Below are 14,538 nucleotides of genomic sequence, written 5' to 3'. Positions count from 1 at the left end.
AACAAAATTGCCATGTGCTCCCTTCGTTCCTTCTTGCGTCGCACTGTTCATTGCCCGTTCCCGTACGTCTGGAGTTTTCCCAATGCCCTCGCCTCATTCCTTGCCCGCTGCGCTGCTGGGCCTGGCCCTTGTTTATCCGGCCATGACCGAGGCTCAGGGCCTGGAGCTGGGACAAGTGCTGATTGGCGCTGAGGACCAGAGCGACGAAGACCAGGGGATCGAGGACGCCAGGGCCCGGCTGGCCCAGGTGCCCGGCGGCACCAACGTGGTCGACATGCGCCGTCCGTTGCAGGGCCGCGTGGCCAGCAATCAGGATGTGCTGGCTTACCAGCCGGGGATCTATGTCCAGTCGGCGGGCAACGAAGGGGTGAAGATTTCGATCCGCGGATCGGGGATCAACCGTGCACCGGGCGCCCACGCCTCCGGGCTGTACACCATGCTCGACGGTCTGCCGCTGACCGGCCCCGGCGGCACGCCCTATGAATTGCTGGAACCGCTGTGGCTCGACCATGTGCAAGTGCTGCGCGGCGCCAACGGATTCGACCGGGGCGCCCTGGCTCTTGGCGGGGCCATCGATTACGTCAGCCATACCGGCTACAACGCGCCGAAGTTGCAGGTACGCTACGCAACGGGCAGTCACGGCTATCAGCAGCGCCAAGTCAGCTCCGGACAGGTGCTCGGCGCCTTCGATTACTACGTGGCCATGACCGACGCCAACGCCGACGGCTACCAGGACCACACGGCCAGCGAGAGCCAGGGTGTCATCGCCAACTTCGGCTATCGCTTCAACCCCAACCTGGAAACACGCTTCTACCTGCGCCACCGCCAGACCGACAACGATCTCGCGGGACGGGTGACCAAACACTCCATCGAGCACAACCCACGGGCGGCCAACCCGGCCTACGTGGCGCGGGACGACCGCCGCGACGAGCCGGGCAGCACCTTTATCGGCAACAAGACCACCTGGTACATCGATGACGATTCGAGCATCCAGACCGGCCTTGTCTACCACGACTATCCCATGGACCTGAGCGAGGGCCCCAACCGCCTGAAGGTGGCGTACACGGATGTCAGCGGCACGTTCGACTACAAGCGTCGCGACACGCTCTGGGGGCTGGAAAGCCAAAGTACCCTGGGCCTGCGAGTGACCAAACACCTGCCCAACGCCGGTGCCAGCGAGTTCGTGCGCATCCCCACCGGCAACACCGCCGGTTACGCACCGGGCACGCTGATTCGCAACTTCACCTACCAGGGCTCGGACACGGTCCTGCATGTCGGCAATGACCTGCAGATCGCCGACGACCTGTGGCTGACCACCGGCCTCGCCGCGATCTACACCCGCCGTGAAAGCGCTGTCACCTACCCGCAGGAAGGTGGCAAGACCAGCCTGCACGACTGGGACTACGCCCCGCGCGTGGGCCTGCGTTACCAACTGACACCGGACCTGCAACTGTTCGGCAATCTCAGCCGCTCGGTCGAGGCACCACACCCGTGGTCGCTGATCTATAGCTCGAACATCCGATTCCCCGCCGGCAGTGGCGTCGCCACGGGCGCCCAGCGCGAACCGGTCACGCTGCAAAACCAGACCGCCACCACCCTGGAAATCGGCGGCCGTGGCGACAGCACGCTGGGGCAGTGGAGCCTGGCCTGGTACTACGCCCAGGTGCGCCACGAATTGCTTTCGGTGCTGCCGGACGCCAACGCCACCACGCCCTACGAGCTCAACGCCAGCCCGACCGTGCACCAGGGCGTGGAAGCCAGCCTGCTGACCCCCCTCTGGTCGCCGGACGATGGCGGCCAATTGAGCCTGCGCCAGAGCTATACCTTCAGTGACTTCCACTACCGCGACGATGAGCGCTTCGGCGACAACCGCCTGCCGGGTCTGCCGATGCACTATTACCAGGGCGAACTGCGCTACGACTGGCCACAAGGCTTCTTCGCCGCGGTCAACACGCAATGGGTGTCGAAGGTGGCCGTCGATTACGCCAACAGCTACTACGCCGATCCCTATGCCATATTCGGCGCGACCTTGGGCTACAACGCGCCCAAGGGCGACTGGCAGACCTGGCTGGACCTGCGCAACCTGACCGACAAGCACTATGCCGCCACGGTCACGCCGGGCTACGACGACAAAGGGCTGGACGCGGCACGATCCACCCCCGGCGAGGGCATGGCAATGTACATCGGGGTGTCGTGGAGCCTGCTCTGAGGCCGTTTACCTCACTTCGTAAACGCACACAACCGCGCGCGACGACTAAGCTTTTGTAACGTCACTTCGTCCCTCAAGGAGCTATCCATGAGCGCCGCCGCCCTGTCCGAACTCGATGCCGCCCTGCCCGGCCTGACCCGCAAGATCCGCGTGCTGGATGCCCTGTCCTGGCCGGACGGCGTCGAGGAAGACTTCCTGACGAAATGGCGCGGCGGGCGGGCCGAGTTACCCAAGGTCCAGTTGCAACCCCGCGACCACAGCGCCGACATCGCGACCCTGGAAACCTTTATCAGCCGTTGCGATGTGGGGCATCCGGCCGGCAATTACCTGGCCATGACCGCCCGTAGCTATGCCACGGCCGGACACATGCTGGGGGCCATTGGTACTCCCGCCTTTACGCAGTATTCATCCGCGCTGTACCGGCGCCCGGATTTCTATTACACACGCCTGCAACTGAGCATGCTTGACGCGGCCCGGTTCTTCCTCAAGACCACCGACGCCCTGCTGGGCAGTGCGCGGATTCCACCCTGCCCGGCCGAGATCCCGGCCAAGGCGTTCGCCGCCTGGATTCAACCGGAACTGGACCGATTCTTCGGCGTCGGACAAATCACGGTCGTGCTCGATCCGAACCTGGCCGCCAAGGCCATCGCCGGATCGAGCCGCATTCGCCTGCGGGCCAGCGCGCTGTTCTCGGAACTGGACAAGCATCAGCTGTTGCAACACGAGGCGTTCGTGCATGTCGCCACGGCACAGAACGGCGCGCGCCAGCCCAACCTCACCAGCCTGGGCCTGGGGGCGCCCCGCACCACCCAGACCCAGGAAGGCATTGCCACCCTGGCCGAACTGTTCACCGGCAGCATGGACATCAACCGCCTGCGGCGCCTGGCCTTGCGCGTGCTCGCCGTCCAGCAGGCACTGGAGGGTGCGGATTTCATCCAGGTGTTCGAAGGTTTTCTGGCGGCCGGACAGACAGAAGAGGAATCCTTCCGCTCAACCCAACGGGTGTTCCGCGGCGCCGACCTGCGGGGCGGTTCGGCGTTCACCAAGGACGCCGCCTACCTGACCGGGTTGCTCGGCGTCCACACCCTGCTGCGCATTGCTATCCGCGATAACCGGCCGGAACTGGTCGGGCATCTGTTTGCAGGGCGCCTCAGCCTGGCTGACACCATGCGCCTGGCGCCCCTGTTCGAGTCTGGCTGGCTCAAGGGGCCGGTCTATCTTCCGGCCTGGGCCAGCGACCTGCGCCTGCTGGCCGCCAACCTGGCCTTCTCGGCGTTCATCGCCCAGATCAAGCTGGAGGTGCTGGACCTGGATGTGTTCATGGCATTCGCCGAAGAACACGAAAGCGATGCCAGTGCACATTGACCAGGAACAGGATCACACCGTTTGAAAGTCAACCTGGCTTTTTAAAATCAACTGCTACCATTAGGAAGCGGTGTCGAGGTCAGGCTCTGTGGCTTGCAAAGTCGGCTTCACCTGCCAGGGATTGATCCACTCATTTCAAGCCTGCCTGACCCCATGGGGGGTGCAATGCACAATCCATTACTTTACGCGTTGTCGGCCGTACTGTTCTTGAGCGGATCGTCCTGCCTGGCACTGGGTACGGAGGGGATCGCTGCAGCACCTGCCCCGGTTCCGGCACCCGCCGCAGCACCCGCACCGGCAAGCACAGCCAATGCAGCACCCGTCGCCCCGGCGGCCAAGGATCCGGTATTCACCCAGGAACAACTGGATCAGATGCTGGCGCCCATTGCGCTTTACCCGGACCCACTGTTTGCTCAGGTGCTGATGGCCACCACCTACCCCGGGGAAGTCGGCGAGGCGGTCAACTGGTCCAAAGCGCACCCGGACGCCAAGGGTGACGATGCGGTCAAACAGGTGGCGAACCAGCCATGGGATCCAAGCGTGCAGGCACTGGTCGCCTTCCCGCAGGTGCTGGCATTGCTCGGACAGGATCCCGTCTGGGTCCAGCGCCTGGGTGATGCCTTCCTGGCGCAGCCCGACGATGTCATGGAAAGCGCGCAACGCTTGCGGCGCCAGGCACAGGCAGCCGGCAATCTGCAGAGCAACCAATATCAGAACGTGACAATCCAGAATGTCGCGGCACCGGCACCGGCGACCACGACTGCGGCACCGGCTCCAGCCCCTGAATCGGCCCCCGCCAGCAACTCCACCATCATCATTCAGCCTGCCGATCCGCAGGTGGTGTACGTCCCCACCTATAACCCGACCACCACCTACGGCACCTGGCCCTACCCGGCGTCGCCGCCCGCGTACTATCCACCGCCACCGGCCTATTACCCTGGTCAGGCCCTGATGGCCGGACTCGCGTTTGGTGCCGGTGTGGCGATCATTGGATCGTTGTGGGGTGAATGTGACTGGGGCAATAACGACATCGACATCGACGTCAATCGCTACAACAACATCAATGCCAACAACCGGATCACCAACAACAAATGGCAACACAACCCGGTGCACCGTAATGGCGTGCCCTATCGAGACAACGCAAGCCGCGCACAGTACGGCCGCCAACTCAACGGTGCCAACCAGCGTGAAGCCTATCGCGGGGACAATGCCCAACGCGCCCAGGCCCGTGAAAATGCCCGCACCTCAATGGACAGGCACGGTATCGAACGACCTGCCACCAGCAACCGCGAAGCCCGTGATCAAACACGCAAACTCCAGTCCGGGGCCTCGGGCGGCGACCGGTTACAGGCCGGTGCAGACAGACCGAAGGCGGCGGACAGAAGCCAGGGCACGGCCAGGAACACCCGGGAGAATCAGCAGCCCAGGAGAGAGAACCAGCAACCCAGGAGAGAGACCCAGCAACCCAGGAACCAGAGCGCCCAGTTGAATCAGCGCAGAGAAGGCTCCGCGCAGACGCGGCAAGCGACGAGTAAACGGCCTGCCGCCAGTGCCGGCAGTGCCCGCAACAATGCGTTCGCCGGCGCACGCTCACCGTCCCAGGCCAACGTCCAGGCCAATCGTGGCCGGGCCAGCCAGGTTTCCGCCCAACGCCCCAGTGCTTCGCGATCAGCCGGCCACCAGGTCAGCCGGCCGTCCAATCCACCATCGCGTCAAAGGGGGGGCCGTCGTTGAACAACCATCCTCGATTGAAGGGACTCACGGGCTTGCTCCCTCATGTCCTGGTTATAGCCACCGGCTTGTTGTGGTCGTGCATGGCGACGGCACAGCAGGCCTTTCCAACCCCGGAAAAGGCCGCGGAAGCCTTTGTCGAAGCACTGGGCACGGAACACGCCGACCAGGCACGCCTGACCGAACTGCTGGGCAATGACTGGCACAATTACATCCCCCGCGAAGGCGTGCAGCGCAAAGATGTGGATGCGTTCTTGCAGCAGTACCGCGAGCAACACCACTTTGAAAACACCAGTGACCGCAAGGCTGTCCTGGCGGTCGGCAGTGAGAACTGGACACTGCCTATCCCCCTTACAAAGAACGAGAACGGTTGGCGCTTCGACATGAAGGCCGGCAGTGCAGAGATCCGTGCACGTCAAATCGGCCGCAATGAACTTGCCGCGGTGCAATCGGTGCTGGCCTATCACGACGCCCAGATGGACTATGCGTCAGTGGATCGGGACGATGATGGCGCACTCGAGTATGCGCAGAAAATCTTCAGCACCCCCGGCATGCACGATGGACTCTATTGGGACGAAGACGACAGCGGCCAGATCAGCCCGCTGGGGCCTTCGTTCGGCAAAGCCATAGCCGACGAAGAGTGGCATGGCTATCGCTTCCGCATCCTTCATGGCCAGGGTCCTTCGGCACCGGGTGGCGCCTACAGCTACCTCATCGGTGACAAGATGAGCCGCGGCTTTGCGCTGATCGCCTGGCCGGCAAAATACAACGACACCGGCGTGATGAGTTTCATGATCAGTCATGAAGGACAGGTATTCGAAAAAGACCTGGGGCCCGAAGGTGAAAAACTGGCGCTGGCGATGAAACGTTTTGATCCGGATGACAGCTGGAAAGAGGTGCCCGAAGATCAGGAGTAGCAGGCATGACCTGCTACAAGCCTTCAGAATGGTTGAACGCAGTTATCTGATCGACAGGACGAATCGATCTTCGCCCCCCGTGTTGTCGTTGCAGGAGGGTTGCTCAAGTTTGAATCCGCACCGATCCAGGACCTTTCTGGAGCCGGCGTTCTCCCTGAAGGCATACGCAACCAGTTGCGCAAGTCCCCAGCGTATCCGGGCCTCCTGGATCAGGTGCCTCAGCGCCCGTGTTGCCAGCCCCTGCCCGCACACGCGTTGATCGATCCGATAGCCGACTTCGGCAGAACCCGTCGATAAGTCGATGCTTTTCAGATTGGCTCGACCGACGATTCTCTGACTGGAATCCTCGATGACAAAGGGGTGCCAGGCGCCGATGGCGAAATCGGACAAATAGCTTTCGATATGATCGGCGACACCCTGCAACGAGTAAAAAGCAGGGGCGCGCGCATCGATATGGGATTCGAACCATTCACGGTTCTGGATTTCGAAAGCCAGCAACGCTTGAGCATCAGTCATTTTCAGCTCGCGTACGCTAAATGATTCCATTCACCGCCTCTCCTGTGCCTTGTGCCGAATGGGCTCGAGTCTATCTCATACCTGAACAACCTGGTCGGGCCGAGCCTTCCCTTCGCGAGCCCGAGCGGCTTGCACAACACATATGGAAAATCGTATATTCGAATAACCATATGTATCGAGCCACGCCAATGCTCAATCCTGCCGCCGTATTCAAATGTCTGTCCGACGAAACCCGCGCCCGGGCCACTTTGCTCATTACTCGTGAAGGCGAGTTATGCGTGTGTGAGCTGGTCTGCGCCCTGGACGACAGTCAGCCCAAAATTTCCCGCCACCTTGCCCAGCTTCGCGGCTGTGGCCTGCTTCTCGACCGTCGCCAGGGGCAGTGGGTGTATTACCGGCTCAATCCCGATCTGCCCGCGTGGGTTCGCGACGTTCTCGAGACAACCTTGCTGGCAAACGCCGACTGGCTTGCGGACGACAGCACTCGCCTTGCCGCGATGGGCGACCGTCCGCTCAACACTTCCGCCTGCTGCTGACCCTTCATTCATCGAGACTCCGCATGTTTACTGCGTTTATCATTTTCCTGTTCACCATGGTGTTGGTCATCTGGCAACCCAAGGGCCTGGGCGTCGGTTGGAGCGCCTCCCTGGGAGCCATCCTGGCCCTGCTGGCAGGCGTCGTGACGCTGGACGATATTCCACTGGTGTGGGCCATTGTCTGGAACGCCACCGCGACCTTCATCTCGCTCATCATCATCAGTCTGCTGCTCGATGAGGCCGGGTTTTTCCAGTGGGCGGCATTGCATGTGGCGCGCTGGGCCAAGGGTGACGGGCGGCGCCTGTTCGTCTTCACGATTCTGCTGGGGGCCGGCGTATCCGCGCTGTTTGCCAACGACGGTGCAGCCCTGATCCTGACCCCCATCGTTGTTTCAATACTGCTCGCACTGCGTTTTTCGCCAGCGTCTACCCTGGCGTTCGTCATGGCAGCCGGTTTCATTGCCGACACGGCGAGCCTGCCCCTGGTGGTGTCCAACCTCGTCAACATCGTTTCGGCCGACTACTTCGACCTGGGCTTCAGCGAGTACGCCGCCATCATGGTGCCGGTCAATTTCGTTGCCGTGGCGACCACGCTCGTGGTGCTGTACTGGTTTTTCCGGCGTGACATCCCCAGGCACTACTCTCTCGATGACGTGATGGACCCACGACGCGCCGTGCGTGATCCCCTGACCTTCCGCGTCGGCTGGATTGTCCTGGCCCTGTTGCTGATCGGGCTGTTTGCACTGGAACCCTTGGGCATTCCCATCAGTGCCATTGCAGCGTTCTGTGCCGCGATGCTGTTCGCCGTGGCTGCACGTGGGCATGTGATTTCAACGCGACGGGTGCTGCGCGAGGCGCCCTGGCAGGTCGTGATCTTTTCGCTGGGCATGTACCTGGTGGTGTACGGGCTGAAAAACGCCGGACTGACCACCTACATGACCATGGCGCTGAACCACATGGCCGAATTCGGCATCTGGGGCGCCGCGCTGGGCACCGGCCTGCTCACGGCGTTGCTGTCATCGGCCATGAACAACATGCCCACGGTGCTGGTGGGTGCCCTGTCGATTCAGGCCAGTGACGCCACCGGTGTGGTGCGTGAAGCCATGATCTACGCCAATGTCATCGGTTCTGACCTCGGTCCCAAAATCACCCCCATCGGCAGTCTTGCCACCTTGCTCTGGCTGCATGTGCTGGAGCGCAAGGGCATCCGCATTACCTGGGGTTACTACTTCAAGGTCGGCGTGGTCCTGACGCTGCCGATTCTGTTCATCACCTTGTCTGCCCTGGCCCTGCGCCTGAGCGTTTAGCCCTGTGCGACTGCAAAGAGGAATCACCATGCGCGTTCTGTTTATGTGTACCGCCAATAGCTGTCGCAGCATCCTGTCCGAAGCCATGTTCAACCATCTCGCCCCGCAAGGTTTCGAGGCGATCAGTGCCGGCAGCTTCCCCAAGGGACAGGTGCTGCCCCGCAGCCTGAGCACGTTGCAAGAAGCCGGCATCGCCATCGACGGCTTGAGCAGCAAAGGCAATGAGGCTTTCGAAGCCAACCCGCCGGACATCGTCATCACGGTCTGCGACAAGGCCGCTGGTGAGGCGTGCCCCGTGTACTTCGGGCCGGCGTTGAAAGCTCATTGGGGCCTGGAAGACCCATCGGACATAAAGGGAGATGACGCGACGGTATCGGCGGCGTTCCACTCGACCCTGGCGCGCATCGAAACGCGCTGCCGGGCATTCCTCGACCTGCCTTTTGCACAACTCGACCGCGATGCGCTGAAGCGGGAACTCGACCGCATCGGCACGCTATGACCGGAGCCCCCATGACCCATCCCCTGCCCAATCTCGACACATCACTGACCCAGCCCATCGCCAGTGGACGCGACGACCAGCACAAACCGCGTATCCTGTTGCTATACGGTTCGACTCGTGCGCGGTCGTTCAGTCGCCTGCTGGTCGAGGAAGCAGCCCGGTTGCTCGAACACTTCGGTGCCGAGACACGGATCTTCAACCCATCAGGCCTGCCGCTACCGGACGACGCGCCCTCCGATCACCCGAAAGTCCAGGAGCTGCTCGAACTGATGCAATGGTCCGAAGGACAGGTCTGGTGCTCGCCAGAGCGCCACGGCTCCATGTCTGCGGTGTTCAAGGCGCAAATCGACTGGGTGCCGTTGGCGTTGGGGGCGGTTCGCCCAACCCAAGGGAAAACCCTCGCGGTCATGCAAGTCTGCGGCGGCTCCCAGTCCTTCAATGTGGTGAATCAGCTTCGTGTGCTGGGGCGCTGGATGCGCATGTTCACCATCCCCAATCAATCCTCCGTGCCAAAGGCTTTTCTGGAGTTTGACGACACCAATCGCATGAAACCCTCGTCGTTGTACGACAGGGTGGTGGACGTCATGGAGGAACTGGTGAAATTTACCCTGCTGCTACGGGATCGCCCCGATCTGGTTGACCGCTACTCGGAACGCAAAGAGTCCGCGCAGGAACTGAGTCAGCGCGTGAATCAGCGGTCGATCTGACTGTAGAAATGTTCGCCTTGGCTCGATAGCCGAAACAAGTCGCAAACCCCACGATGCTTCGGGGCTTGCGACTCTTTGCCGATATGTCCCTCAAGCTCCCGGGACGTTTTCTACGGTATGCCTGCCGTGTTCATTGCCGAACGTGCAGGTCTAGTTCTCTACCTCAACCGCGTCGAAATCCGGTTCGTCCGGGGCATCCGGGGCGTCCGCCACATCCTCTCGGGCGTCTTTCGCCTCAACTTTGGCAGCTTCTCTGGCTGCGTTCGCCTCGGCTTTGGCGGCGTCCCTGGCTGCATCCGCGGTAGCCCGGGCAGCATCCCTGGCGGCATCTGCTTCAGCCTTGGCGGCGTCCCTCGCTGCATCTGCAGTGGCCCGGGCAGCGTCCCTGGCTGCATCCGCTTCTGCGCGCGGTACGCCAGCCGCTCTTGCGGCATCCCGGGCGGCATCTGCTTCAGCCCTGGCGGCATCCCGTGCGGCATCGGCAGTGGCTTTTGCCGCATCACGGGCGGTATCCGCAGTCGCTCTGGCGGTGTCCCGGGCTGCATTGGCATCAGCTCTGGCAGCGTCCCTGGCTGCATCGGCGGCATCGTTGTCATGGGCATTGCCCGGGCCTTTGTTCCCGGCTACACCACCATGGTCAGCATCGCCGCGCCCCGGACCTCCATGACCGTCACCGTCATGGCCTGCAGCACCATGATCGCCACCCTCTCCTCCGTGGCCGCCGGCACCGTGACCGCCGGAGCCACCAGAGCCACCGCCACCGCCACCGCCGTGACCTCCACCGCCTCCACCGCCTCCACCGCTGCCGCCATCCTTGGCATACGCGCTGGAGAAACTACCGATGTAATCGGGCACCAGGACAGTCGAAGCCGACAGGACTCCGCCGATTGCCAGAGCCAATAAACATTTCTTGAGCAGCATGATGCACCTCCGCATGGAGTTGCGTACCCATCTCCGTATCGAACGCAATGTCCAGTGAGTTCCCGGCCGCCCGTTGGAGCAGCCGGCCAACCGGCACGGCCATCAATCTGCAGCATGAACGAGCTACTGCGGTATCCGCACGATCCCTGAAAGCCAGTTGGCATCGTTGCGTGGGAAACATTCCCATATTTTTTGGATAAGTGCTTTCAGCCCGAGTTCAAAAAATGAGCATCAGGGCTTACCCATGGGTTGAGCAAAAACGTCTACCGGGCCCAATGGAGCATCGTCGCGATCAAAACTGATATGTTTATTTTCAGTTTATTTGCATATAGAATTTTATTGTGTCATTTATAGGCTCGCCGATCACAGGACTGATCCACCACGCCAACCTGGATGGCGGGCACCCGTTTCCCCCAAATGCCTTCCAAGGAGTCAACAATATGAACAAGACAGAACTTCTAGGTGCTCTGGCGCTATGCGCTTTCAGCTTCCTGGCACATGCCGACGAAGACAGCCTGCGTATCGGTATCGAAGCCGCCTACCCACCCTTCTCCTTCAAGACACCGGAGGGCAACGTCAGCGGGTTCGATTACGACATCGGCAACGCCTTGTGCGAAGAAATGAAGGTCAAGTGCGAGTGGGTCATTCAGGAGTTCGACGGCATGATCCCGTCGCTCAAAGTGCGCAAGATCGATGCCGTGCTGTCGTCGATGTCAATCACCGAAGACCGAATGAAGTCCGTGGACTTCAGCAAAAAGTACTACCACACACCGGGCAAGTTCGCGATGAAGGCCGGCAACGTGATCAATGATCCTTTGGTGGACCTCAAGGGCAAGAAAGTCGGCGTGCAACGCTCCTCGACTTACGATCGTTTTGCCACCGAGCAACTGGAAAAAGCCGGCGTCGTCGTGGTGCGCTACTCCTCACAAAATGAAGCCTTTCTCGATCTCGCCTCGGGTCGTCTGGACGCCACCCTCGCCGACATCGTCAACACCGATGAGAGCTTCATCAAAACACCGGCTGGCCAGGGCTTCACCCTCACAGGGCCCGACATCAACGACCCGAAGTATTTTGGCCGTGGCGCCGGGATCGCCGTGCGCAAAGGCGACAGTGCCAACGTTGCGCGCCTGAGTGCCGCGATCGACGCCATTCGCGCCAATGGCAAGTACCAGCAAGTGATGGCCAGGTACTTCGCGTTCGATATCTACGGCGAGTAAGCCTTACCCCTGCCCCGGTGCCGGCCTATTGCAGGCGCCGATTCGGGCTTGTCTTGCGCGCCTCGCGGCGCTCGCTTGAGGAACTTCATCATGCTTCACGGCTACGGATCGAGCATTCTCGATGGCGCCTGGCTGACCATAAACCTGGCCCTGACATCCATGTCCCTGGCGATTGCCCTGGGCCTGGTCGGCGCGGCCTTTCGCCTGTCACCGCTCAAATGGCTGGCCCTGCTCGGGGAAAGTTACACCACCCTGATTCGCGGCATTCCAGACCTGGTGCTGATCCTGCTGATCTTCTACGGCGGCCAGGATCTGGTGAACCGCATTGCCCTGGCACTCGGTTACACCCGCTATATCGACATCAACCCCTTTATCGCCGGCGTCTGCACCATGGGCTTCATTTTTGGCGCCTACCTCTCGGAAACCTTTCGCGGCGCCTTCATGGCAATCCCCAAAGGTCAGGCCGAGGCCGGCGTGGCCTATGGCATGGGCGGTGCGCAGGTGTTCTGGCGAATTCTGGTACCGCAGATGATTCGTTTCGCCATTCCCGGGTTCACCAACAATTGGCTGGTACTGACCAAATCCACCGCGCTGATTTCGGTGATCGGCTTGCAGGACATGATGTTCAAAGCCAAGAACGCAGCGGATGCCACACACGAGCCATTCACGTTTTTCCTCGCGGTGGCGGCGCTGTATCTGATGCTCACCAGCCTGTCATTGCTGGTGCTGCGCTATCTGGAAAAACACTACTCGGTCGGCATCAAAGCCGCCGAATTGTGAGGGGAGCGGCCCATGATTCTCGACTACAACCTGATTTGGGAAAACCTGCCGCTGTACTTCAATGGCGCCTTGTTGACCCTCAAAGTCCTGCTTATTTCCCTGGCCCTGGGTCTGGTATTGGCGATTCCACTGGCGTTGATGCGGGTGTCGCGATCACCGCTGATCAACTTCCCGGCCTGGCTCTATACCTACGTGATTCGCGGCACGCCGATGCTGGTGCAATTGTTCCTGATCTATTACGGCCTGGCGCAGTTCGAAGCAGTGCGCCAAAGCGCGCTCTGGCCTTACCTCTCCAGCGCCACCTTTTGCGCCTGCCTGGCCTTCGCGATCAACACCAGTGCCTATAGCGCAGAGCTGCTGGCCGGCAGTTTGAAATCCACCCCCCATGGCGAGATCGAAGCCGCCAGGGCCATGGGTATGTCACGCCTGACCCTGTATCGCCGCATTCTCATGCCGTCGGCCTTGCGCCGGGCATTGCCGCAGTACAGCAACGAGGTGCTGATGATGCTGCAAACCACCAGCCTGGCCTCCATCGTCACCCTCGTCGACATCACCGGGGCCGCGCGTACTGTCAGCTCACGGTTCTATCTGCCGTTCGAGGCGTTTATCACCGCCGGCCTCTTCTACCTCGCCCTGACCTTCATTCTGGTGCGCCTGTTCAAGCTGGCCGAGCGCCATTGGCTGGCGTATCTGGCACCGCGCAAGCACTAAGGAGCTGCTATGGAGCACATTCAATACCTGTTGCCGTGGAGTGCCTCGGGCACCGAACGAACACTGTCACTGTTTCGTTTTGGCAGTGGAGCACGCAAAGCGTACATCCAGGCGTCATTGCATGCCGACGAATTGCCAGGGATGCGCGTCGCCGTCGAGCTCAAGCGCCGTCTTCTGGAACTGGAAACACAAGGCCGCCTGACCGGGGTGATCGAGTTGGTGCCAATGGCCAATCCGATCGGTATCGCCCAGATGTTCCAGGCCACCCATCAGGGGCGCTTCGAGTTCTCCAGCGGCAAGAACTTCAATCGCGACTTCCCGGAGTTGGTCGATGCCGTTGCACCACTGCTGGAGGGCCGATTGGGAAGCGATGCCGACGCCAACATCGCACTCATACGCCGCGCCATGGGCGATGCCCTCACCGCCATGCCGGCACCGACCTCGGAACTCGACGGCCTGCGCCGCCTGTTGCTGCAGCATGCCTGCGACGCCGATGTGGTGCTGGACCTGCACTGCGATTTCGAATCGATCATGTTGTTGTATGCGATGCCGCAAAACTGGCCACGCCTGCAGTCATTGGCCGCTCGCCTCGGTGCCGGGGTCACGTTATTGGCCGAGGATGCGGGCGGCAGCGCCTTCGACGAAGCCTGCGCCATTGCATGGCTACGCCTGGCCGAGCTGTTTCCCCAAGCCAACATTCCCCTGGCGTGCGTGGCCACCACCATTGAATTGCGTGGCATGGCAGACACCGAACGCGAGCAATGCGTCGACAGTGCACAAGCCATTCTCGGGTATCTCGCCGAACAAGGCCTGATCAGCGGTGACTGGCCAGCGGCACCGCCGAGCCATTGCCAGGCCGTGCCATTCGCCGGTGCGCAGTACGCCTGTGCGCCCCATCCCGGTGTGGTGAGTTTTCTGCAACCGCTGGGCGCGCAGGTCAAGGTCGGCGATCCGCTGTTCGAGGTCATCGACCCGCTGACCGACCGCCATAGCGTGGTGAGCGCCAGCACCGACGGCATTCTCTATGCCCGCGAACGGTTGCGCTTTGCCCAGCCTGGATTGTGGCTGGCCAAAGTTGCCGGTTCTACCCCCATTCGCCAGGGTCGCTTGCTCAGCGACTGA

Annotated in this window: 14 protein-coding genes; 12 read left to right on the top strand and 2 right to left on the bottom strand. The window is 61.5% G+C overall.

Features of this window, described 5'->3' with window-relative positions; translation table 11 throughout:
* Positions 1–82 precede the first annotated feature (82 nt).
* The 4 genes from AC1RDQ_RS21920 (at position 83) to AC1RDQ_RS21905 (ending at position 6,222) form a co-directional block, all read left to right on the top strand.
* Entirely contained in the window at positions 83–2,209 is a 2,127-nt protein-coding gene (locus AC1RDQ_RS21920) for a TonB-dependent receptor family protein (RefSeq protein WP_492588101.1), read from the top strand.
* A gap of 87 nt (positions 2,210–2,296) precedes the next feature.
* On the top strand, positions 2,297–3,574 hold the full coding sequence (locus AC1RDQ_RS21915) for a tyrosine/phenylalanine carboxypeptidase domain-containing protein (RefSeq protein ID WP_492588100.1): 1,278 nt from the start codon (positions 2,297–2,299) through the stop codon (positions 3,572–3,574).
* Positions 3,575–3,739: 165 nt separating this feature from the next.
* Positions 3,740–5,308 (top strand): DUF3300 domain-containing protein, encoded by a 1,569-nt coding sequence (locus tag AC1RDQ_RS21910; protein ID WP_492588099.1) that lies wholly within the window; start codon positions 3,740–3,742, stop codon positions 5,306–5,308.
* An 80-nt stretch (positions 5,309–5,388) separates the two neighbouring features.
* Positions 5,389–6,222 carry a DUF2950 domain-containing protein gene (locus AC1RDQ_RS21905; protein ID WP_057715348.1) on the top strand — a complete coding sequence of 278 codons (834 nt, stop codon included), beginning with the start codon at positions 5,389–5,391 and terminating at the stop codon, positions 6,220–6,222.
* 42 nt (positions 6,223–6,264) lie between these two features.
* On the opposite strand, the gene AC1RDQ_RS21900 is transcribed toward AC1RDQ_RS21905, so the two are convergent.
* Complete coding sequence (locus tag AC1RDQ_RS21900) at positions 6,265–6,768, bottom strand: GNAT family N-acetyltransferase (RefSeq protein WP_090454849.1); 504 nt, start codon at positions 6,766–6,768, stop codon at positions 6,265–6,267.
* A 158-nt stretch (positions 6,769–6,926) separates the two neighbouring features.
* Here AC1RDQ_RS21900 and AC1RDQ_RS21895 point away from each other — a divergent pair, with 158 nt between their 5' ends.
* From AC1RDQ_RS21895 to arsH, 4 genes are read left to right on the top strand one after another with little or no spacing between them, the layout of a single operon-like run.
* Entirely contained in the window at positions 6,927–7,274 is a 348-nt protein-coding gene (locus AC1RDQ_RS21895) for a metalloregulator ArsR/SmtB family transcription factor (protein ID WP_090454848.1), read from the top strand.
* Between the two features lie 23 nt (positions 7,275–7,297).
* Complete coding sequence (locus AC1RDQ_RS21890; protein ID WP_090454847.1) at positions 7,298–8,581, top strand: arsenic transporter; 1,284 nt, start codon at positions 7,298–7,300, stop codon at positions 8,579–8,581.
* Positions 8,582–8,609: 28 nt separating this feature from the next.
* Positions 8,610–9,080: an arsenate reductase ArsC gene (locus tag AC1RDQ_RS21885; protein WP_090454846.1), complete on the top strand. Its 471-nt coding sequence runs from the start codon at positions 8,610–8,612 to the stop codon at positions 9,078–9,080.
* Positions 9,081–9,091: 11 nt separating this feature from the next.
* Positions 9,092–9,787 carry an arsenical resistance protein ArsH gene (gene arsH / locus AC1RDQ_RS21880; protein ID WP_489340404.1) on the top strand — a complete coding sequence of 232 codons (696 nt, stop codon included), beginning with the start codon at positions 9,092–9,094 and terminating at the stop codon, positions 9,785–9,787.
* A gap of 150 nt (positions 9,788–9,937) precedes the next feature.
* Here the strand turns inward: arsH and AC1RDQ_RS21875 are convergent, their stop codons facing one another.
* Positions 9,938–10,708 carry a hypothetical protein gene (locus AC1RDQ_RS21875; RefSeq protein ID WP_492588098.1) on the bottom strand — a complete coding sequence of 257 codons (771 nt, stop codon included), beginning with the start codon at positions 10,706–10,708 and terminating at the stop codon, positions 9,938–9,940.
* A 440-nt stretch (positions 10,709–11,148) separates the two neighbouring features.
* Here AC1RDQ_RS21875 and AC1RDQ_RS21870 point away from each other — a divergent pair, with 440 nt between their 5' ends.
* The 4 genes from AC1RDQ_RS21870 to AC1RDQ_RS21855 all read left to right on the top strand — a co-directional run bounded on the left by AC1RDQ_RS21870 (position 11,149) and on the right by AC1RDQ_RS21855 (position 14,538).
* On the top strand, positions 11,149–11,925 hold the full coding sequence (locus AC1RDQ_RS21870; protein WP_090454844.1) for an ABC transporter substrate-binding protein: 777 nt from the start codon (positions 11,149–11,151) through the stop codon (positions 11,923–11,925).
* Positions 11,926–12,015: 90 nt separating this feature from the next.
* Entirely contained in the window at positions 12,016–12,705 is a 690-nt protein-coding gene (locus AC1RDQ_RS21865; protein WP_057715357.1) for an ABC transporter permease, read from the top strand.
* 12 nt (positions 12,706–12,717) lie between these two features.
* Positions 12,718–13,416, top strand: a complete 699-nt coding sequence (locus tag AC1RDQ_RS21860) for an ABC transporter permease (protein ID WP_057715358.1) — start codon at positions 12,718–12,720, stop codon at positions 13,414–13,416.
* A gap of 9 nt (positions 13,417–13,425) precedes the next feature.
* A complete protein-coding gene (locus AC1RDQ_RS21855; protein ID WP_492588097.1) occupies positions 13,426–14,538 on the top strand; it encodes a succinylglutamate desuccinylase/aspartoacylase family protein in 1,113 nt (370 codons plus the stop codon).

This window comes from Pseudomonas sp. GW823-FHT02E01, from assembly GCF_058797535.1.
Note: the sequence above shows the minus strand (reverse complement) of the source record. Positions and strands in the feature narration are given on the sequence as shown.

Bases quoted from the DNA above. Each gene is read 5' to 3' on its own strand.
- AC1RDQ_RS21870 (WP_090454844.1), top strand. From the start codon at position 11,149: ATGAACAAGACAGAACTTCTAGGTGCTCTGGCGCTATGCGCTTTCAGC.
- AC1RDQ_RS21865 (WP_057715357.1), top strand. From the start codon at position 12,016: ATGCTTCACGGCTACGGATCGAGCATTCTCGATGGCGCCTGGCTGACC.
- AC1RDQ_RS21900 (WP_090454849.1), bottom strand. From the start codon at position 6,768: ATGGAATCATTTAGCGTACGCGAGCTGAAAATGACTGATGCTCAAGCG.
- AC1RDQ_RS21875 (WP_492588098.1), bottom strand. From the start codon at position 10,708: ATGCTGCTCAAGAAATGTTTATTGGCTCTGGCAATCGGCGGAGTCCTG.
- arsH (WP_489340404.1), top strand. From the start codon at position 9,092: ATGACCCATCCCCTGCCCAATCTCGACACATCACTGACCCAGCCCATC.
- AC1RDQ_RS21910 (WP_492588099.1), top strand. From the start codon at position 3,740: ATGCACAATCCATTACTTTACGCGTTGTCGGCCGTACTGTTCTTGAGC.
- AC1RDQ_RS21860 (WP_057715358.1), top strand. From the start codon at position 12,718: ATGATTCTCGACTACAACCTGATTTGGGAAAACCTGCCGCTGTACTTC.
- AC1RDQ_RS21885 (WP_090454846.1), top strand. From the start codon at position 8,610: ATGCGCGTTCTGTTTATGTGTACCGCCAATAGCTGTCGCAGCATCCTG.
- AC1RDQ_RS21920 (WP_492588101.1), top strand. From the start codon at position 83: ATGCCCTCGCCTCATTCCTTGCCCGCTGCGCTGCTGGGCCTGGCCCTT.
- AC1RDQ_RS21915 (WP_492588100.1), top strand. From the start codon at position 2,297: ATGAGCGCCGCCGCCCTGTCCGAACTCGATGCCGCCCTGCCCGGCCTG.
- AC1RDQ_RS21855 (WP_492588097.1), top strand. From the start codon at position 13,426: ATGGAGCACATTCAATACCTGTTGCCGTGGAGTGCCTCGGGCACCGAA.
- AC1RDQ_RS21905 (WP_057715348.1), top strand. From the start codon at position 5,389: ATGGCGACGGCACAGCAGGCCTTTCCAACCCCGGAAAAGGCCGCGGAA.
- AC1RDQ_RS21895 (WP_090454848.1), top strand. From the start codon at position 6,927: ATGCTCAATCCTGCCGCCGTATTCAAATGTCTGTCCGACGAAACCCGC.
- AC1RDQ_RS21890 (WP_090454847.1), top strand. From the start codon at position 7,298: ATGTTTACTGCGTTTATCATTTTCCTGTTCACCATGGTGTTGGTCATC.